Here is a 17,994-nt window from a genome sequence, read left to right as displayed (position 1 = left end):
ATGCAGGGACAAATCATTAAAGCCTTGGCGGGATTCTATTATGTAGAGAGTGGTGGTCAAGTTTACCAGACACGTGCGCGTGGGAATTTTCGTAAAAAAGGCCACACACCCTATGTTGGGGATTGGGTAGACTTTTCTGCCGAGGAAAACTCAGAAGGCTATATTCTCAAAATCCACGAACGGAAAAATAGCCTGGTCCGTCCGCCTATTGTCAATATTGACCAAGCTGTGGTAATCATGTCGGCTAAGGAGCCGGATTTTAACAGCAATTTGCTGGATCGCTTCTTGGTTCTCTTGGAACACAAGGGCATCCATCCTATCGTCTATATTTCTAAAATGGACTTGCTGGAAGATAGAGGAGAACTGGATTTTTACCAGCAGACTTACGGTGATATTGGCTATGACTTTGTGACCCGTAAGGAAGAACTCCTGCCCTTGTTAACAGGCAAGGTTACAGTCTTTATGGGGCAGACAGGTGTTGGGAAGTCAACCCTTCTCAACAAAATCGCACCGGACCTCAATCTTGAAACAGGAGAAATCTCAGATAGTCTAGGTCGTGGTCGCCACACCACTCGTGCTGTTAGTTTTTACAATCTTAATGGTGGTAAAATCGCAGATACGCCAGGCTTTTCATCACTGGATTATGAAGTGTCAACAGCAGAAGACCTCAATCAGGCCTTTCCAGAGATTGCTAGTGTCAGTCGAGACTGTAAATTCCGTACTTGTACCCATACCCATGAGCCGTCCTGTGCCGTCAAACCAGCTGTAGAAGAGGGCATCATTGCCAGCTTCCGTTTTGACAACTACCTACAATTCCTCAGCGAAATTGAAAATCGCAGAGAAACCTATAAAAAAGTCAGCAAAAAAATTCCAAAATAAGGAGAAACCCATGTCTCAATACAAGATTGCTCCGTCAATTCTGGCAGCAGATTATGCCAACTTTGAACGTGAAATCAAACGTCTAGAAGCAACTGGTGCAGAATATGCCCATATCGATATCATGGATGGTCACTTTGTACCACAAATCAGTTTTGGTGCAGGTGTGGTTGAAGCTCTTCGCCCCCATAGCAAGATGGTCTTTGACTGCCACTTGATGGTAGCAAATCCTGAACATCATTTAGAAGACTTTGTGCGTGCAGGAGCTGATATCATCAGTATCCATGTGGAAGCGACGCCTCATATCCATGGAGCCCTCCAAAAAATTCGTTCGCTTGGTGTTAAACCTTCGGTTGTTATCAATCCCGGGACACCTGTTGAAGCCATTAAGCACGTCCTTCATCTAGTTAATCAAGTCTTGGTCATGACGGTTAACCCTGGCTTTGGTGGTCAAGCTTTTCTGCCTGAAACCATGGACAAGGTTCGTGAGTTGGTTGCCCTTCGTGAGAAAAAAGGATTAAACTTTGAAATTGAAGTCGATGGCGGTATTGATGACCAGACCATTGCTCAGGCCAAAGAAGCTGGTGCGACCGTTTTTGTAGCAGGTTCCTATGTCTTTAAGGGAGATGTCAATGAGCGAGTACAAACTCTCAGAAAACAACTGGACTAGGGTCGCCGTTTTTGCTGGCGGAGACCGCGGTCATTATCGGACGGATTTTGATTGCTTTGTCGGTGTGGATCGCGGTTCGCTCTGGGTCTTGGAAGAAGACCTTCCTCTCACTCTAGCAGTTGGGGATTTTGATTCTGTCACTGCAGACGAACGTCAGTTGATTCAAAAACGTGCCCAACATTTTGTTCAAGCCCAGCCAGAAAAAGATGATACCGATCTGGAACTAGCTCTATTAACCATCTTTGAACAAAATCCTCAGGCTCAGGTGACTATTTTTGGGGCTTTGGGTGGTCGAATTGACCATATGCTGGCTAATGTCTTTCTGCCTAGCAATCCAAAGTTGGCCCCCTATATGCGCCAGATAGCGATTGAGGATGGGCAAAACTTGCTTGCTTATTGTCCAGAAGGGACCAGTCAGCTTCAACCCCGTTCAGACTATGATTATCTAGCCTTTATGCCAGTTCGGGATAGCCAGCTGACCATTCTTGGTGCCAAGTACGAATTGACAGAGGAAAATTTTTTCTTTAAAAAAGTGTACGCTTCTAACGAATATATAGATAGGGAAGTTTCGGTAACTTGCCCAGATGGCTATGTGGTTGTCTTACATAGCAAGGACAGGAGGTAGGATGGAAAGTTTACTGGTTCTATTATTAATTGCTAATCTAGCTGGGCTTTTTCTCATTTGGCAAAGGCAGGATAAGCAGGACAAATACCTAGCCAAGAGCTTGGAGGATCAAGCAGACAATCTTTCAGACCAACTGGATTATCGCTTTGACCAAGCTAGACAAGCCAGTCAGTTAGACCAAAAAGACTTGGAAGTGGCTGTCAGCGACCGTTTGCAGGAGGTGCGAATGGAGTTGCACCAAGGCTTGACTCAAGTTAGACAGGAGATGAACGAGAATCTCCTTCAAACTAGAGATAAGACCGACCAACGTCTCCAAGCCTTGCAGGAGTCCAATGAGCAACGCTTGGAACAAATGCGCCAGACAGTCGAGGAAAAGTTGGAAAAGACCTTGCAAACGCGCTTGCAGGCTTCCTTCGAGACAGTTTCTAAGCAACTGGAGTCGGTCAACCGTGGTCTTGGAGAGATGCAGACAGTTGCCCGCGATGTTGGCGCTCTTAACAAGGTTCTCTCTGGGACCAAGACGCGAGGGATTCTGGGAGAATTGCAACTGGGGCAAATCATCGAAGACATCATGACGCCTGCCCAGTACGAACGAGAATTTGCAACGGTTGAAAACTCCAGCGAGCGAGTAGAGTATGCCATCAAACTGCCCGGACAGGGTGGCCAGGAATATGTCTATTTGCCGATTGACTCCAAGTTTCCACTGGCGGATTATTACCGCTTAGAAGAAGCTTATGAAGCAGGCGATAAGGACGAGATTGAACGTTGTCGCAAGTCACTCCTAGCTAGCGTCAAGCGCTTTGCCAAGGATATCAAGAGCAAGTACATAGCGCCACCTCGGACGACTAATTTTGGGGTTTTGTTTGTTCCGACAGAAGGACTTTACTCAGAGATTGTTCGCAATCCGGTCTTCTTTGATGATTTGAGACGGGAGGAGCAGATTATTGTTGCTGGTCCAAGTACCCTATCAGCCCTGCTTAACTCTCTATCAGTTGGCTTCAAGACTCTCAATATCCAAAAGAGTGCTGACCATATCAGCAAGACTCTTGCCAGCGTCAAGACTGAGTTTGGCAAGTTCGGAGGCATTCTGGTCAAGGCGCAAAAGCATCTCCAACATGCCTCTGGCAATATTGATGAATTATTAAACCGTCGTACCACAGCTATCGAGCGGACGCTCCGTCACATTGAATTATCAGAAGGTGAGCCTGCGCTTGATCTACTCCATTTCCAAGAAGATGAGGAAGAATATGAAGATTAGTCACATGAAAAAAGATGAGCTGTTTGAAGGTTTTTACCTGATCAAATCAGCTGACCTGAGACAGACGCGTGCTGGGAAAAACTACCTAGCCTTTACCTTCCAAGACGATAGTGGCGAGATTGAAGGGAAACTTTGGGATGCCCAACCTCATAACGTTGAGGCCTTTACCGCTGGGAAAGTAGTCCACATGCAGGGACGTCGAGAAGTTTATAACAACACTCCTCAAGTTAATCAAATCACGCTTCGCTTGCCTCAGCCTGGGGAACCCAATGATCCAGCTGACTTCAAGGTCAAGTCACCAGTCGATGTCAAGGAAATCCGTGACTACATGTCGCAAATGATTTTCAAGATTGAAAATCCTGTCTGGCAGCGTATCGTTCGCAGTCTCTACACCAAGTATGATAAGGAATTCTACTCCTATCCAGCTGCCAAGACCAACCACCATGCCTTTGAAACAGGTTTAGCCTATCATACAGCAACCATGGTGCGCTTGGCAGATGCCATTAGTGAGATCTATCCTCAGCTCAACAAGAGCCTGCTCTATGCTGGGATTATGCTGCATGATTTGGCCAAAGTCATTGAGTTGACGGGACCAGACCAGACGGAGTACACAGTTCGAGGCAATCTCCTTGGGCATATCGCCCTGATCGATAGTGAAATTACCAAGACAGTCATGGAACTCGGCATTGATGATACTAGGGAAGAAGTGGTGCTACTGCGCCATGTCATCCTCAGTCATCATGGCTTACTGGAGTATGGAAGCCCGGTTCGTCCACGTATCATGGAGGCAGAGATTATCCATATGATTGACAATCTAGATGCCAGCATGATGATGATGTCAACAGCTCTAGCTTTGGTGGACAAAGGAGAGATGACCAATAAAATCTTCGCTATGGACAATCGTTCCTTCTATAAACCAGATTTAGATTAATAATTTAAGAAAAACGAGCATTTTTTACGCAATAATGTTCGTTTTTTTATGTGAATGTGGTATAATGGATAAAATATCAAAATTAAATGGAATGGTAAATAAAAATGAAATTAAGAAGAAGTGATCGGATGGTTGTCATTTCCAACTATTTGATTAATAATCCATACAAACTAACAAGTCTCAACACCTTTGCAGAAAAGTACGAATCTGCTAAATCATCGATTTCAGAGGACATCGTGATTATCAAGCGTGCCTTTGAGGAAATCGAAATCGGTCATATTCAGACTGTGACTGGAGCAGGTGGTGGCGTTATCTTTACACCATCAATTTCGAGTCATGAAGCCAAAGAAATGATCGCAGATTTGCGTGACAAACTTTCAGAAAGCGACCGTATCTTGCCAGGTGGCTACATCTATCTGTCTGATCTGCTCAGTACGCCTGCCATTTTGAAAAATATTGGGCGTATCATTGCCAAGAGCTTTATGGACCAAAAAATCGATGCCGTTATGACAGTAGCAACAAAAGGGGTGCCACTCGCAAATGCAGTTGCCAATGTCCTCAATGTTCCATTTGTCATTGTGCGCCGTGACTTGAAAATTACCGAAGGTTCAACGGTCAGCGTCAACTATGTTTCAGGTTCAAGCGGTGACCGCATAGAGAAAATGTTCCTTTCAAAACGTAGCCTCAAGGCAGGCAGTCGTGTCTTGATCGTGGATGACTTCTTGAAAGGTGGGGGAACTGTCAATGGGATGATCAGTCTCTTGCGTGAGTTTGATTCGGAACTAGCTGGTGTCGCAGTTTTTGCAGACAATGCCCAAGAAGAACGTGAAAAGCAGTTTGATTACAAGTCACTCTTGAAAGTAACCAATATTGATGTTAAGAACCAATCCATCGATGTTGAGATTGGAAATATCTTTGACGAAGACAAATAAGAAATAGAACTAAAGGTTGGAACGATTGTCCCAGCCTTTCTTTGCAAACAGAATAGAAGGATGCTTATGAAAACACCATTTATCAGCCGAGAAGATTTAGAAACGATTGTTGCAGAGTTTCCGACTCCCTTTCACTTGTATGACGAGAAGGGAATCCGCGAGAAAGCGCGAGCAGTCAACAAGGCCTTTTCCTGGAACAAGGGCTTTAAGGAATATTTTGCAGTCAAGGCCACTCCAACCCCAGCCATCTTGAAAATCCTCAAAGAGGAAGGTTGTGGTGTGGACTGCTCTAGTTATGTGGAGCTCTTGATGAGCCATAAACTGGATTTCCCTGGTTCTGAGATCATGTTCTCATCAAACAACACGCCAGACCAAGAGTATGCTTATGCGCGAGAATTGGGGGCGACCATTAACTTGGATGCCTTTGAAGACATTGAGCATCTGGAGCGAGCGGCAGGCATTCCAGAAATCATCTCTTGTCGTTACAATCCAGGCGGAGTCTTTGAATTAGGAACAGACATTATGGACAATCCTGGGGAAGCCAAGTTTGGTATGACCAAGGATCAACTCTTTGAAGCCTTTGCTATCTTGAAGGAAAAAGGAGCCAAGACTTTTGGGATTCACTCTTTCCTAGCATCCAATACCGTGACCCATTTCTACTATCCAGAGTTGGCCCGTCAGCTCTTTGAATTAGCTGTGGAAATTAAAGAAAAATTGGGCATTTCACTAGACTTTATCAATCTTTCAGGTGGGATCGGAGTCAACTACCGCCCAGACCAGGAGCCAAATGATATTGCAATGATTGGTGAGGGTGTGCGTAAGGTTTATGAAGAAGTCCTCACGCCGGCAGGGCTTGGTCAGGTCAAGATTTTTACTGAATTAGGCCGCTTTATGCTGGCACCTCACGGGGTTCTCGTTACCAAAGTCACCCATAAAAAGAAAACCTACCGTACCTATCTGGGTGTGGATGCCTCAGCAGTCAATCTCATGCGCCCAGCCATGTACGGTGCCTACCACCATATCACCAACCTCACTCATCCAGACGGCCCTGTTGAGGTCGTAGATGTGGTTGGATCGCTCTGTGAGAACAATGATAAATTTGCCATCAATCGCGAACTACCTCATACAGAAATAGGTGATTTGCTGGTGATTCATGATACAGGTGCACATGGATTCTCCATGGGTTACCAGTACAATGCCAAACTGCGTTCTGCAGAAATCCTCTATACCGAGGAAAGGAAAGCTCGCCAAATCCGCCGTGCAGAGCGTCCTGAGGACTATTTCGCAACCTTGTATGGTTTTGATTTTGAATCGGATTATTAAAAGAAATTGAAAATGAAAGTGAAAAACAGATTGCTTTCTAAAAAATAGACAAAAAAATCTTGTTTTTCATCTTACTCGTGATATAATAAAACTATAAAACGGTTTCAAGGAAGGTGACGGTATGTCTGAAGAAACAATTGACTATGGACAAGTGACAGGAATGGTGCATTCGACAGAGAGTTTTGGGGCGGTAGATGGCCCCGGGATTCGTTTCATTGTCTTTTTACAGGGTTGTCACATGCGTTGCCAGTACTGCCATAACCCTGATACATGGGCTATGGAGACCAATAAATCACGCGAACGGACAGTAGACGATGTCTTGACAGAAGCCCTTCGCTACCGTGGTTTCTGGGGAGACAAGGGGGGAATCACTGTTAGTGGAGGAGAAGCCCTCTTACAGATTGATTTCCTAATTGCCCTCTTTACCAAGGCCAAGGAAAAAGGAATCCACTGTACCTTGGATACCTGTGCCCTTCCGTTCCGTAATAAACCACGTTATCTCGAAAAGTTTAATAAACTCATGGCGGTGACAGATTTGGTTCTCTTGGATATCAAGGAAATCAACGATGAACAACACAGAATTGTTACCAGCCAAACCAATAAAAACATCTTGGCTTGTGCAAAATATCTATCAGATATTGGGAAGCCTGTGTGGATTCGCCATGTGCTGGTTCCAGGCTTGACAGATAGAGATGAGGACTTGATCGAACTTGGTAAATTCGTCAAAACCCTCAAAAACGTTGATAAGTTTGAAATTCTACCTTATCACACTATGGGAGAATTCAAGTGGCGTGAACTTGGAATTCCATACTCACTTGAAGGGGTAAAACCACCAACAGCAGACCGTGTCAAGAATGCCAAAAAACTCATGGATACAGAAAGCTATCAAGACTATATGAAACGTGTACATGGATAAAAAAGAAGCCTGATGGAAACATCAGGCTTTTGTGATGCAAAAAAGGCCTAGCCTTTCAGCTAAGCCGTTACTTTATTTTCTAGAATGTTGTTTACCAGCATTACGTTTTTTATGTTTCTTAGTAGTCGTAATTGCAGTTACTTGGTTAGGAGTGATATCTTTTCGCCCGCCTGTAGTTGATGCTGAACTTGCTTTTGGTGGATTTTTGGCAAATTCTTCACGTACTTTTTGACGAAGTTTTGGACGAACAACATAGTTAACGATGAACTGTTGGAGAATCATCATGAAACCACCGACAACCCAGTAAAGTGTCACACTGGCTGGTGCGAAGAGGGAGAAGACGACAATCATGAGTGGGCTCATGTAAATCATTTTCTTGAGTTGATCTCTTTGCATCTCGTCTTCTACTCCGTGAAGTGAAAGGAGTGATTGGAGATAGTAGAGGATACCAGCGAAGGCGACAAGGATCATACTTGGAGAACCGAGATTGATACCCAAGAATGTAGAGCTAGATACTCCATCAGTATACTGGGCTGCAAAGTAGATAGCAGAGAAGAAAGGCATCTGAATGAGGATAGGGAAGCATCCTACACCACCGAACATGCTGATGCCGTTTTCTTTTTGTGCAGCAAAGAGAGCCTGTTGTGCTTCTAGTTTTTCTTCCTGAGTTGTTGCCTCTTTAAGGCGTGTTTGATGTGGTTCGAGCACATGTTTGAGAGCATTCATCTTTTCAGAGTGAAGCGTTGCCTTCCATGATTGGTAGATACCAAGTGGCAAAATAATCAAACGTACGATAATGGTTACGATAATGATAGCCACACCAAAGCCTAGACCTTTATCAGTAGCGAAGTATTTGATAGCCTCTGCCATAGGCGATCCGATAGTGTTCCAGATAAAACCAGTAGGTTGTCCTGTTGCTTTGTCTACTTGGACACAGCCTGTCAAGACGAGTAGCATAGCCACTCCAATAGCAGAGAGGGCAAAACGTTTAATAGATTTCAATGTTTTCATTCCTTCTTTAAAAATTATACCTTTCTATTCTACTGTTTTTTTGTAAAATATACAATAGTTCTAGAGACCTAATTTGCGACTTTGAAGTCTGGATAGGATGAAAAGTTGCTCATTTGTACATCTAGATAGGTAACTTTTGAAAAGGGTGTCGGACCTTTTCGGATTTCTTGTATAAATTTTGCCATGGTGGCAGAAGAGTCTGCCTGAGCGAGAATTTCCACTGTGCCATCGTCATTATTCCAGACACGACCGGTGATGCCACCAATTTCAAGCGCTAAAGTATAAACGCCCCAGCGAAAACCAACACCCTGCACCCTACCTTGGGCAATCATTCTAACCTTTTGCATACCAAACCCCTTTGATTGTGTTATAATACTTCTATGACTATTATAACCTCAAAAGCCAATTCTGTGGTAAAAAATGCCAAGAAATTGCATCAAAAAAAATATCGAAAGTCTACCTATTTGATTGAAGGCTGGCACTTGTTTGAAGAAGCTGTTCAAGCAGGAGTGACGATTGAGAAGATTTTTGCCTTAGAAAGTTACCGAGATCAGCTAGCCGCTTTTCCGCAAACGGTTTGGGTGTCTGAAGAAGTTTTGCTAGATTTAGCAGATACGCAAACCCCTCAAGGGATTGTTGCGGTGATTCAAAAAGAGGAAGTAGGACTGCCTGATTTCCGTCAGGGTAAGTTTCTGTTTTTAGAAGATGTCCAAGATCCTGGTAATGTTGGCACCATGATTCGAACTGCGGATGCGGCAGGTTTTACAGGGGTTATTGTTTCTGATAAGTCAGCAGATATCTACAGTCTCAAGACCCTGCGTTCCATGCAAGGAAGTCATTTTCACTTGCCCATCTATCGGATGTCTCTTGCTTCCTTTGTAGAAGAGGCAAAGAAGAGCAACTTGCCCATTCTGGCAACGACCTTATCTAAAGATTCCAAGGATTATCATGAGCTTTCTCCCTTAGAAAACTTTGCTTTAGTCATGGGAAATGAAGGACAGGGGATTAGTTCTGTCATGGCTGAGAGTGCTGATCAGCTGGTTCATATTGGCATGAAAGGTCGAGCAGAAAGTCTCAACGTGGCAGTTGCAGCAGGTATATTGATGTTTTATTTTAGCTAATTTATAAAATCTTTGTTATAATCAAGACATATTTATAGAAAAAGGAGAATCAGAATGAATCAAACGATTATTCAAGAACGTTCAGGTCTCAATCAATTTTACGCTAAGGTTTATGCCTTTGTAGGACTTGGGATTGGTCTTTCAGCTCTCGTGTCAGCTTTGATGTTGACAGTTTTGCAGTCCCAGTTGATTTACTTTTTAATGCATGGTCGTCTTTGGTTGATGATTGCAACTTTTGCAGAACTTGCTCTAGTCTTTGTTGCAAGTAGCATGGCTGCGAAGAACAGCCCAGCAGCTCTCCCAGTATTTTTAGTTTATTCTGTTTTAAATGGATTTACGCTCAGTTTTGTCGTAGCCTTTTATACACCTGGGACCGTCTTATCAGCCTTTATATCCAGTGCCCTTCTCTTTTTTGTCATGGCGGCAATCGGAATTTTCACCAAGAAAGATTTGAGTGGAATGGGCCGAGCTCTGATGGCGGCGCTTGTTGGTCTCATCATTGCTATGGTTGTGAATCTATTTTTAGCCAATAGTTTCTTTGACTACATGATTAGTATTGCCATGGTCTTGGTTTTCTCAGGTTTGATTGCTTGGGACAACCAAAAGATTCGCTATGTTTATGAGCAGTCACGAGGACAAGTAGCGACAGGTTGGATCATCTCAATGGCACTCAGCATCTACCTAGACTTTATCAACCTCTTCCTTAGCATCTTACGAATCTTTGGTCGAAACGATTAATGAATGACGGAGTCAGTGTTCCAAAGAGCTCTGACTTTTTCTTATTTACTCTTTTCTTTTCTTGGAAATAGGTGTATAATGCTTTTAACTAATTTTTGAGGAGCCGTTTATGAAGAAAAGTTTTATTCATCAGCAAGAAGAGATTTCCTTTGTGAAGAACACTTTTACCCAGTATTTGAAAGATAAGTTAGAAGTTGTTGAAGTTCAAGGTCCTATCTTGAGCAAGGTTGGGGATGGGATGCAGGATAACCTGTCCGGTGTCGAACATCCAGTATCCGTAAAGGTCTTGCAGATTCCAGATGAAACCTATGAAGTCGTTCACTCACTTGCCAAATGGAAACGCCACACTTTGGCTCGTTTTGGTTTCGGTGAGGGTGAAGGTTTGTTTGTCCACATGAAGGCTCTTCGCCCAGATGAAGATTCGCTTGATGTGACCCACTCGGTTTATGTGGACCAGTGGGACTGGGAAAAAGTGATTCCAAACGGTCAACGCAATATCGCTTATCTCAAAGAAACCGTTGAGAAGATTTACAAGGCTATTCGTCTGACAGAGCTAGCCGTAGAAGCGCGCTACGATATCGAATCTATCTTGCCAAAACAAATCACCTTTATTCATACAGAAGAGTTGGTGGAACGCTATCCAGACCTAACACCGAAAGAGCGTGAAAATGCAATCTGTAAAGAGTTTGGTGCTGTCTTCTTGATTGGTATTGGTGGCGAATTGCCTGACGGGAAACCGCATGACGGACGTGCGCCTGACTACGATGACTGGACAACAGAGTCTGAAAATGGCTACAAAGGGTTGAATGGCGATATTCTAGTTTGGAACGAATCTCTTGGTTGTGCCTTTGAACTTTCCTCAATGGGGATTCGGGTAGATGAGGATACACTTCGTCGCCAGGTGGCTCTTACAGGAGACGAAGATCGGCTTGAGCTGGAATGGCATAAAGCCCTGCTTAACGGTCTTTTCCCACTGACAATCGGTGGGGGTATCGGACAGTCTCGGATGGCCATGTTCTTACTTCGCAAGAAACACATTGGAGAAGTTCAGACTAGTGTTTGGCCTCAAGAAGTCCGCGATACTTACGAAAATATCTTGTAGAGAATCGAACCGCAAGGTTCGGTTTTCTTTCTCTTTTTGCCTATAATTTGGTATAATAAACGGTATGAAAATCGTATCAGGAATCTACGGAGGGCGTCCTCTCAAGACGCTAGAAGGAAAGACGACGAGGCCGACATCGGATAAGGTGCGTGGAGCTATCTTTAACATGATAGGTCCCTATTTTGATGGTGGTCGTGTATTGGATCTCTATGCTGGCAGTGGCGGCTTATCTATTGAGGCAGTCTCGCGTGGGATGTCCCATGCTGTCCTAGTGGAACGGGATAGAAGAGCCCAAGCTATCATCGCTGCAAATATCCAGATGACCAAGGAAGTTGGAAAATTTCAATTCCTCAAGATGGAGGCTGAACGGGCCTTGGAGCAAGTGAAAGGTCCCTTTGACCTGGTCTTTTTAGACCCTCCCTATGCCAAGGAACAAATCGTTGCAGATATCGAAAAAATGGCAGAAAGAAACCTTTTCTCCCAAGAGGTCATGGTTGTCTGCGAAACCGATAAGTCTGTAGAACTACCAGAAGAAATTGCCTGTTTAGGCATCTGGAAGGAAAAAATATATGGGATTAGTAAGGTGACAGTCTATGTCAGATAAAATTGGATTATTTACAGGTTCATTTGATCCGATGACAAATGGACATCTAGATATCATTGAACGTGCTAGCAAACTCTTTTATAAGCTTTATGTTGGGGTGTTCTACAATCCCCACAAACAAGGTTTTCTCCCTGTTGAAAATCGCAAACGAGCAGTCGAAAAAGCGGTGGCGCATTTAGATAATGTAGAGGTCATGGCTTCTCATGACCAACTAGTCGTCGATGTTGCAAGAAGACTGGGGGCTAAGACCCTTGTCCGTGGCTTGCGAAATGCCACCGACTTGCAATACGAGTCTAGTTTTGATTACTACAATCATCAACTGGCTCCAGAAATCGAAACCATTTACCTATATAGTCGCCCAGAGCATCTTTATATTAGCTCTTCAGCCATGAGAGAACTTCTGAAGTTTGGTCAGGAGATTCAGCAATATGTCCCAAACAGTGTTGTGGAGGAATTAGAACATGAAGAAAAAAACTAGATGGCCCTTATATGTCATCCTAGCACTAGTATTGACTTTTTTAGCCTTTGTAGTACCTTTACCCTACTACATAGAAGTTCCAGGTGGAGCGGAAGATATTCGTCGAGTTTTGAAAGTCAATGAAACAGAGGATACGGAAGCAGGAGCTTACCAGTTTGTGACAGTTGGGATTCGACACGCAACCCTGTCGCATCTTGTTTATGCTTGGTTAACACCTTTCACGGATATTAGAAGTGCCAAGGAGACTACGGGTGGCTCTACGGATGCAGAGTTTATGCGGATCAATCAGTTCTATATGCAAACGTCCCAAAACATGGCCAAGTATCAAGGACTGAAGACGGCTGGTAAGGATATCGAACTCAAGTACCTGGGAGTTTATGTCTTGACCGTGATGGACAATTCAACTTTTAAGGGCATTCTGAACATCGCAGATACCGTGACGGCTGTTAATGACAAAACATTTGACAGTTCAAAAGACTTGGTCGACTATGTCAACTCTCAACAATTAGGGGACACGGTCAAGGTAACCTATGAAGAAGACGGAAAAGTCAAGTCTGCAGAAGGTAAAATTATCACTCTCGAAAACGGGAAAAACGGGATTGGGATTGGTTTGATTGACCGTACAGAAGTGACCAGTGACGTTCCCATTCGCTTTTCAACAGCTGGTATCGGCGGGCCAAGTGCTGGTCTTATGTTTAGTCTAGCTATTTACACCCAGATAGCAGATCCAGGACTTCGTAATGGTCGCGTCGTTGCGGGAACGGGAACCATTGATCGCGATGGAAATGTTGGCGACATCGGTGGAATTGACAAAAAAGTGGTGGCAGCCTCTCGTCAGGGAGCCAACATCTTTTTTGCTCCTGACAATCCAGTCACCGAGGAAGCAAAAAAAGCAGATCCCAATGCGAAAAGCAACTATGAAACAGCCCTAGAAGCTGCTAAAACGATCAAAACAGAGATGAAAATCGTTCCGGTTAAGACTTTGCAGGATGCAATTGATTACCTTAAAAACAATCCCTAATTTGTAGAAAAATTGAAAACTAGCGCGCAAGCGGATAAGATGGTATAATAGTCAAATGGTTCAATTATTATTCACTCTAAGTAGTCATCTACTCTTTATTTATTTGAGTTTTTACCTTTTGAAGGATCTTGTTAGATGGGAAAAGGTTTTAAAAGTGAACGCTACTAACACAAAAAAGGTTCGTTTGTTGGTCGGCTTCTTTAGTATTGTGATGGGCTACATCTTGAGTTCATTCTTTATCAGTTTGTACCAACTGTGGCAAGAAGCGCTTAGAGGACTATTATAAAATTAAAAGTAAAGGAAATAACTATGGAAAAAATTGTGGTTCAAGGCGGAGATAATCGTCTGGTCGGGAGTGTGACGATCGAGGGAGCAAAGAATGCAGTCTTGCCCTTGTTGGCAGCGACTATTCTAGCAAGCAAGGGTAAGACAGTCTTGCAGAATGTCCCAATCTTGTCAGATGTGTTCACCATGAATCAAGTAGTTCGGGGGTTGAATGCCAAGGTGGACTTTGATGAGGAAGCTCATGTTGTCGAGGTTGATGCGACTGGTGATATCACGGAGGAAGCTCCTTATAAATATGTCAGCAAGATGCGAGCATCCATCGTTGTCTTGGGACCAATCCTTGCTCGTGTAGGCCATGCCAAGGTATCCATGCCAGGGGGATGCACTATCGGAAGTCGTCCCATCGACCTCCACCTCAAAGGTTTGGAAGCTATGGGGGCAAAGATTACCCAGGCAGCTGGTTACATTGAAGCCAAGGCAGACCATTTGCATGGCGCTCATATCTACATGGACTTCCCTAGCGTCGGCGCAACACAAAACTTGATGATGGCAGCAACTCTAGCTGATGGTGTGACAGTGATTGAAAATGCTGCGCGTGAGCCAGAAATTGTTGATCTCGCTATCTTCCTTAATGAAATGGGAGCCAAGGTCAAGGGAGCTGGTACCGAAACAATCACAGTGACTGGTGTCGAGGACCTCCATGGTACGACTCATACTGTAGTACAGGACCGTATTGAAGCTGGGACCTTTATGGTAGCAGCAGCTATGACAGGTGGGGATGTTCTCGTTCGTGATGCAGTCTGGGAACACAATCGTCCCTTGATTTCAAAACTACTTGAGATGGGTGTTGAAGTGACAGAGGAGTCAGAAGGTATCCGTGTTCGTTCTCAACTTGAAAATCTCAAGGCTGTTCATGTAAAAACCTTACCACACCCAGGATTCCCAACAGATATGCAGGCGCAATTTACAGCTCTGATGACAGTCGCAAAAGGGGAATCCACCATGGTGGAAACGGTGTTTGAGAATCGTTTCCAACACTTAGAGGAAATGCGCCGTATGGGCTTGCATTCAGAGATTATCCGTGATACGGCTCGTATTGTTGGGGGACAGGCTTTACAAGGGGCAGAAGTTTTATCAACGGACCTTCGCGCTAGTGCGGCTTTAATTTTGACAGGTCTGGTGGCGCAAGGGGAGACAGTTGTTGGTAAATTAGTCCACCTTGATAGAGGTTACTACCGCTTCCATGAGAAGTTGGCTCAGCTAGGAGCGAAGATTCAGCGAATCGAGGCAAATGATGAAGAAGAATAAAAACTTACGCTATGTACTCCGTCGTTTACTGTTGATTTTTATCGTACTATTGCTAGGCTTTCTGGCTTTAGGAATCGGCTTGATGGTTGGCTATGGCATCCTAGGAAAGGGACAGGATCCATGGGCTATATTGTCTCCGGCAAAGTGGCAGGAATTGATTAGCAAATTTACAGGAAATTAGACTGGGAGACCAGTCTTTTTCTAAAGAAATAAGGAGAAAAATGGACAAAAAAACAAGACAAGCTCTGATAGGGTTACTTCTATTCTTACTCTTGGCTGCTGGAAGCTACTACATCAAGCAGATGCAGTCGGCACCAAATAGCCCTAGAACCAAGGTTAGTCAGAAAAAACAAGCTTCAGAAGCTCCCAGTCAGGAGCTGGCTGAAAGTGTCTTAACTGAGTCAATCAAAAACCAAATTAAGGGGGGGATCGAGTGGAATGGAGCAGGGGCCTTCATTGTCAATGGCAATAAAACCAATCTAGATGCCAAGGTTTCAAGCAAACCCTATGCGGATAATAAGACAAAGACAGTGGGAAAAGAAACAGTTCCAACTGTTGCCAATGCCATCTTATCCAAAGCGACTCGGCAGTATAAAAATCGTGAAGAGACTGGAAATGGATCCACCTCTTGGACGCCACCAGGATGGCATCAGGTTAAGAATCTAAAGGGAGCCTACACACATGCAGTTGATAGAGGACACCTGCTGGGCTATGCCTTGATAGGTGGTTTGGATGGTTTTGATGCCTCTACCAGCAACCCCAAGAACATTGCAGTCCAGACAGCTTGGGCTAACCAAGCGCAGGCTGAGGATTCGACAGGTCAGAACTACTATGAGAGTTTGGTCAGAAAAGACTTGGACCAAAATAAGAGGGTCCGTTATCGGGTGACACTCCACTATGCGACAAATGAGGATCTAGTTCCATCTGCTTCACAAATCGAAGCCAAGTCTTCAGATGGCGAATTGGAATTCAACGTGCTAATCCCCAATGTTCAAAAGGGAATCCAGCTTGATTACCGAACAGGGCAAGTAACAGTGACAGATCAGAAACAATAGATACAATAAAACAGTTCCTTTGTCTTCTAGAGGCAGGGGAGTTGTTGTTTAAATGAAAAATAATGTGAATCCTGAAGAATTTTATGATATAATGAAACACAAGATACTATTTTAGGAGAAGGACTATGGAAGACCCGAGCAGTCAGAATTTGTTGCTACAGTTTGTATTATTATTTATCTTGACCTTGTTAAATGCTTTTTTCTCAGCCACTGAGATGGCAATGGTGTCACTAAACCGTTCCCGAGTAGAACAAAAGGCAGAAGAGGGAGACAAACGTTACATCCGTTTGTTAAAGGTACTTGAAAATCCTAACCACTTTTTATCAACAATTCAAGTCGGTATCACCTTGATCACGATCTTGTCAGGGGCAAAATTGGCAGATACACTTGGACAAGTAATTGCCTCTTGGATAGGGAATAGTGAAACAGCTTCCGCTATTGCAAGTTTTCTATCTCTGGCATTTTTGACCTATATTTCCATTGTTTTTGGGGAACTCTATCCCAAGAGAATTGCTCTAAATCTGAAAGATACCTTGGCTATCCGAACAGCGCCAGTCATTATTGGTTTGGGGAAAATTGTCAGTCCCTTTGTTTGGCTCCTATCAGCCTCAACTAATCTATTGAGCCGTGTGACGCCAATGACCTTTGATGATGCTGATGAAAAGATGACACGTGATGAAATTGAGTATATGCTCACCAATAGTGAAGAAACACTGGATGCAGATGAGATTGAAATGCTACAGGGAGTCTTTTCTTTAGATGAACTAATGGCTCGTGAGGTAATGGTGCCCCGAACAGATGCCTTTATGGTAGATATTCAGGATGACAGTCAAACGATTATCGAGAGTATTTTAAAGCAAAATTTCTCACGTATCCCTGTTTATGATGGGGATAAGGACAATGTGATTGGTTTGATTCACACCAAGCGCTTGTTGAATGCTGCTTTTGTGGATGGCTTTGACAATATTGTCTGGAAACGAATTCTCCAAACGCCACTGTTTGTTCCTGAGACTATCTTTGTGGACGATCTTCTTAAAGAACTTCGAAATACCCAAAATCAAATGGCCATCTTACTAGATGAATATGGTGGAATGGCTGGTTTGGTAACTCTGGAGGACCTCTTAGAAGAAATTGTTGGTGAGATTGATGATGAGACTGACAAGGCTGAAATTGAAGTCCATCAAATAGGAGAAGATACCTATATCGTTCAAGGTACCATGAATCTTAATGATTTTAATGACTACTTTGATGTAGAACTGGAAAGTGATGATGTTGATACCATCGCCGGTTATTATTTGACGGGTGTGGGAATGATTCCAACGACTGAAAAACTCAGTTATGAATTGGTCAGCCAAAACAAACAAATCATCCTAACCAATGACAAGGTGAAAAACGGACGTGTTACCAAGGTAAAAGTCCAAATCACTGAAATAGAGACTGAAGAAGAAACAGAATAAAGCAGTGACTTGAGTCGCTGCTTTTTGTAAATCTATATGGTAGATACAGTTATCCCTATCTATTTGGAATAACAAAAAAGCCCGATTTTACGGGCTTTTCATTTGGTTAATTCCTGTTAATTCAGGTACTGAAAGGCGGTAGACGGATTTGAACCGACGATCAAGCTTTTGCAGAGCCGTGCCTTACCACTTGGCTATACCGCCTCAACGTTTATTATTATACCTTGAAAATCATTTCCCGTCAATAGTTTCTTAATCGAAAATCCAATTTAGAAGATTGCCC

21 protein-coding genes and 1 tRNA gene are annotated in these 17,994 nt (G+C 43.6%); 19 read left to right on the top strand and 3 right to left on the bottom strand.

The genetic code is table 11. The features are described 5' to 3' along the window. From rsgA to pflA, 8 genes are all read left to right on the top strand, one after another. The gene (gene rsgA / locus M1F74_RS07600) at positions 1-879 is read left to right on the top strand and encodes a ribosome small subunit-dependent GTPase A (protein WP_001162006.1); all 879 of its coding nucleotides are present in this window, start codon (positions 1-3) and stop codon (positions 877-879) included. A 10-nt stretch (positions 880-889) separates the two neighbouring features. Next, positions 890-1,546 carry a ribulose-phosphate 3-epimerase gene (rpe, locus tag M1F74_RS07595; RefSeq protein ID WP_125844535.1) on the top strand — a complete coding sequence of 219 codons (657 nt, stop codon included), beginning with the start codon at positions 890-892 and terminating at the stop codon, positions 1,544-1,546. Further along, a complete protein-coding gene (locus M1F74_RS07590) occupies positions 1,509-2,171 on the top strand; it encodes a thiamine diphosphokinase (protein ID WP_247946735.1) in 663 nt (220 codons plus the stop codon). Before rpe ends, M1F74_RS07590 begins: the two co-directional genes overlap by 38 nt. Position 2,172: 1 nt before the next feature. After that, positions 2,173-3,429, top strand: coding sequence for a DNA recombination protein RmuC (gene rmuC / locus M1F74_RS07585; RefSeq protein WP_247946734.1), 1,257 nt, complete (start codon positions 2,173-2,175; stop codon positions 3,427-3,429). Continuing rightward, positions 3,419-4,360 carry a 3'-5' exoribonuclease YhaM family protein gene (locus tag M1F74_RS07580; RefSeq protein WP_000703210.1) on the top strand — a complete coding sequence of 314 codons (942 nt, stop codon included), beginning with the start codon at positions 3,419-3,421 and terminating at the stop codon, positions 4,358-4,360. The genes rmuC and M1F74_RS07580 overlap by 11 nt, the downstream gene beginning before the upstream one ends. A gap of 104 nt (positions 4,361-4,464) precedes the next feature. Beyond that, the gene (purR, locus tag M1F74_RS07575) at positions 4,465-5,292 is read left to right on the top strand and encodes a pur operon repressor (protein ID WP_002874197.1); all 828 of its coding nucleotides are present in this window, start codon (positions 4,465-4,467) and stop codon (positions 5,290-5,292) included. A gap of 66 nt (positions 5,293-5,358) precedes the next feature. Next, complete coding sequence (locus tag M1F74_RS07570; RefSeq protein WP_195217314.1) at positions 5,359-6,615, top strand: diaminopimelate decarboxylase; 1,257 nt, start codon at positions 5,359-5,361, stop codon at positions 6,613-6,615. Between the two features lie 121 nt (positions 6,616-6,736). Continuing rightward, positions 6,737-7,531 carry a pyruvate formate-lyase-activating protein gene (gene pflA, locus M1F74_RS07565; RefSeq protein ID WP_001288279.1) on the top strand — a complete coding sequence of 265 codons (795 nt, stop codon included), beginning with the start codon at positions 6,737-6,739 and terminating at the stop codon, positions 7,529-7,531. 72 nt (positions 7,532-7,603) lie between these two features. On the opposite strand, the gene yidC is transcribed toward pflA, so the two are convergent. Both yidC and M1F74_RS07555 read right to left on the bottom strand, forming a co-directional pair. Next, the gene (yidC, locus tag M1F74_RS07560) at positions 7,604-8,533 is read right to left on the bottom strand and encodes a membrane protein insertase YidC (protein ID WP_247946750.1); all 930 of its coding nucleotides are present in this window, start codon (positions 8,531-8,533) and stop codon (positions 7,604-7,606) included. Positions 8,534-8,610: 77 nt separating this feature from the next. After that, positions 8,611-8,889, bottom strand: coding sequence for an acylphosphatase (locus M1F74_RS07555; RefSeq protein WP_001174619.1), 279 nt, complete (start codon positions 8,887-8,889; stop codon positions 8,611-8,613). A 33-nt stretch (positions 8,890-8,922) separates the two neighbouring features. Here M1F74_RS07555 and M1F74_RS07550 point away from each other — a divergent pair, with 33 nt between their 5' ends. From M1F74_RS07550 to M1F74_RS07500, 11 genes are all read left to right on the top strand, one after another. Next, a complete protein-coding gene (locus tag M1F74_RS07550) occupies positions 8,923-9,663 on the top strand; it encodes a TrmH family RNA methyltransferase (protein ID WP_247941807.1) in 741 nt (246 codons plus the stop codon). 54 nt (positions 9,664-9,717) lie between these two features. Next, positions 9,718-10,401 (top strand): Bax inhibitor-1/YccA family protein, encoded by a 684-nt coding sequence (locus tag M1F74_RS07545; RefSeq protein WP_247946733.1) that lies wholly within the window; start codon positions 9,718-9,720, stop codon positions 10,399-10,401. Between the two features lie 109 nt (positions 10,402-10,510). Next, on the top strand, positions 10,511-11,503 hold the full coding sequence (gene asnA / locus M1F74_RS07540) for an aspartate--ammonia ligase (RefSeq protein ID WP_247946732.1): 993 nt from the start codon (positions 10,511-10,513) through the stop codon (positions 11,501-11,503). Between the two features lie 64 nt (positions 11,504-11,567). Beyond that, positions 11,568-12,107, top strand: a complete 540-nt coding sequence (rsmD, locus tag M1F74_RS07535) for a 16S rRNA (guanine(966)-N(2))-methyltransferase RsmD (RefSeq protein WP_247946731.1) — start codon at positions 11,568-11,570, stop codon at positions 12,105-12,107. Continuing rightward, positions 12,097-12,585 (top strand): pantetheine-phosphate adenylyltransferase, encoded by a 489-nt coding sequence (gene coaD, locus M1F74_RS07530; RefSeq protein WP_247946730.1) that lies wholly within the window; start codon positions 12,097-12,099, stop codon positions 12,583-12,585. The genes rsmD and coaD overlap by 11 nt, the downstream gene beginning before the upstream one ends. Beyond that, entirely contained in the window at positions 12,569-13,606 is a 1,038-nt protein-coding gene (locus tag M1F74_RS07525; protein WP_247946729.1) for a SepM family pheromone-processing serine protease, read from the top strand. Before coaD ends, M1F74_RS07525 begins: the two co-directional genes overlap by 17 nt. Before the next feature lie 55 nt (positions 13,607-13,661). Further along, complete coding sequence (locus M1F74_RS07520; RefSeq protein WP_084939619.1) at positions 13,662-13,892, top strand: DUF1146 family protein; 231 nt, start codon at positions 13,662-13,664, stop codon at positions 13,890-13,892. A 23-nt stretch (positions 13,893-13,915) separates the two neighbouring features. Further along, positions 13,916-15,199, top strand: coding sequence for a UDP-N-acetylglucosamine 1-carboxyvinyltransferase (gene murA / locus M1F74_RS07515; RefSeq protein WP_247946728.1), 1,284 nt, complete (start codon positions 13,916-13,918; stop codon positions 15,197-15,199). Further along, positions 15,186-15,380, top strand: coding sequence for a DNA-directed RNA polymerase subunit beta (locus tag M1F74_RS07510; protein ID WP_000739701.1), 195 nt, complete (start codon positions 15,186-15,188; stop codon positions 15,378-15,380). The genes murA and M1F74_RS07510 overlap by 14 nt, the downstream gene beginning before the upstream one ends. A gap of 40 nt (positions 15,381-15,420) precedes the next feature. Further along, on the top strand, positions 15,421-16,254 hold the full coding sequence (locus M1F74_RS07505) for a DNA/RNA non-specific endonuclease (protein ID WP_247946727.1): 834 nt from the start codon (positions 15,421-15,423) through the stop codon (positions 16,252-16,254). Positions 16,255-16,379: 125 nt separating this feature from the next. Further along, the gene (locus tag M1F74_RS07500) at positions 16,380-17,711 is read left to right on the top strand and encodes a hemolysin family protein (RefSeq protein ID WP_247946726.1); all 1,332 of its coding nucleotides are present in this window, start codon (positions 16,380-16,382) and stop codon (positions 17,709-17,711) included. Positions 17,712-17,844: 133 nt separating this feature from the next. Here the strand turns inward: M1F74_RS07500 and M1F74_RS07495 are convergent. Continuing rightward, positions 17,845-17,915: transfer RNA gene (locus tag M1F74_RS07495), tRNA-Cys, on the bottom strand. Between the last annotated feature and the right edge of the window lie 79 nt (positions 17,916-17,994).

This window comes from Streptococcus oralis, assembly GCF_023109315.1.
Taxonomy (GTDB): domain Bacteria; phylum Bacillota; class Bacilli; order Lactobacillales; family Streptococcaceae; genus Streptococcus; species Streptococcus oralis_BS.
Note: the sequence above shows the minus strand (reverse complement) of the source record. Positions and strands in the feature narration are given on the sequence as shown.

What these genes read in the sequence shown, in the direction of transcription:
- M1F74_RS07570 (WP_195217314.1), top strand. Translation starts at nt 5,359, where the DNA reads ATGAAAACACCATTTATCAGCCGAGAAGATTTAGAAACGATTGTTGCA.
- M1F74_RS07510 (WP_000739701.1), top strand. Translation starts at nt 15,186, where the DNA reads ATGAAGAAGAATAAAAACTTACGCTATGTACTCCGTCGTTTACTGTTG.
- murA (WP_247946728.1), top strand. Translation starts at nt 13,916, where the DNA reads ATGGAAAAAATTGTGGTTCAAGGCGGAGATAATCGTCTGGTCGGGAGT.
- M1F74_RS07580 (WP_000703210.1), top strand. Translation starts at nt 3,419, where the DNA reads ATGAAGATTAGTCACATGAAAAAAGATGAGCTGTTTGAAGGTTTTTAC.
- purR (WP_002874197.1), top strand. Translation starts at nt 4,465, where the DNA reads ATGAAATTAAGAAGAAGTGATCGGATGGTTGTCATTTCCAACTATTTG.
- M1F74_RS07550 (WP_247941807.1), top strand. Translation starts at nt 8,923, where the DNA reads ATGACTATTATAACCTCAAAAGCCAATTCTGTGGTAAAAAATGCCAAG.
- M1F74_RS07590 (WP_247946735.1), top strand. Translation starts at nt 1,509, where the DNA reads ATGAGCGAGTACAAACTCTCAGAAAACAACTGGACTAGGGTCGCCGTT.
- M1F74_RS07500 (WP_247946726.1), top strand. Translation starts at nt 16,380, where the DNA reads ATGGAAGACCCGAGCAGTCAGAATTTGTTGCTACAGTTTGTATTATTA.
- rpe (WP_125844535.1), top strand. Translation starts at nt 890, where the DNA reads ATGTCTCAATACAAGATTGCTCCGTCAATTCTGGCAGCAGATTATGCC.
- coaD (WP_247946730.1), top strand. Translation starts at nt 12,097, where the DNA reads ATGTCAGATAAAATTGGATTATTTACAGGTTCATTTGATCCGATGACA.
- M1F74_RS07555 (WP_001174619.1), bottom strand. Translation starts at nt 8,889, where the DNA reads ATGCAAAAGGTTAGAATGATTGCCCAAGGTAGGGTGCAGGGTGTTGGT.
- M1F74_RS07520 (WP_084939619.1), top strand. Translation starts at nt 13,662, where the DNA reads ATGGTTCAATTATTATTCACTCTAAGTAGTCATCTACTCTTTATTTAT.
- rsmD (WP_247946731.1), top strand. Translation starts at nt 11,568, where the DNA reads ATGAAAATCGTATCAGGAATCTACGGAGGGCGTCCTCTCAAGACGCTA.
- asnA (WP_247946732.1), top strand. Translation starts at nt 10,511, where the DNA reads ATGAAGAAAAGTTTTATTCATCAGCAAGAAGAGATTTCCTTTGTGAAG.
- M1F74_RS07525 (WP_247946729.1), top strand. Translation starts at nt 12,569, where the DNA reads ATGAAGAAAAAAACTAGATGGCCCTTATATGTCATCCTAGCACTAGTA.
- pflA (WP_001288279.1), top strand. Translation starts at nt 6,737, where the DNA reads ATGTCTGAAGAAACAATTGACTATGGACAAGTGACAGGAATGGTGCAT.
- rmuC (WP_247946734.1), top strand. Translation starts at nt 2,173, where the DNA reads ATGGAAAGTTTACTGGTTCTATTATTAATTGCTAATCTAGCTGGGCTT.
- M1F74_RS07505 (WP_247946727.1), top strand. Translation starts at nt 15,421, where the DNA reads ATGGACAAAAAAACAAGACAAGCTCTGATAGGGTTACTTCTATTCTTA.
- M1F74_RS07545 (WP_247946733.1), top strand. Translation starts at nt 9,718, where the DNA reads ATGAATCAAACGATTATTCAAGAACGTTCAGGTCTCAATCAATTTTAC.
- rsgA (WP_001162006.1), top strand. Translation starts at nt 1, where the DNA reads ATGCAGGGACAAATCATTAAAGCCTTGGCGGGATTCTATTATGTAGAG.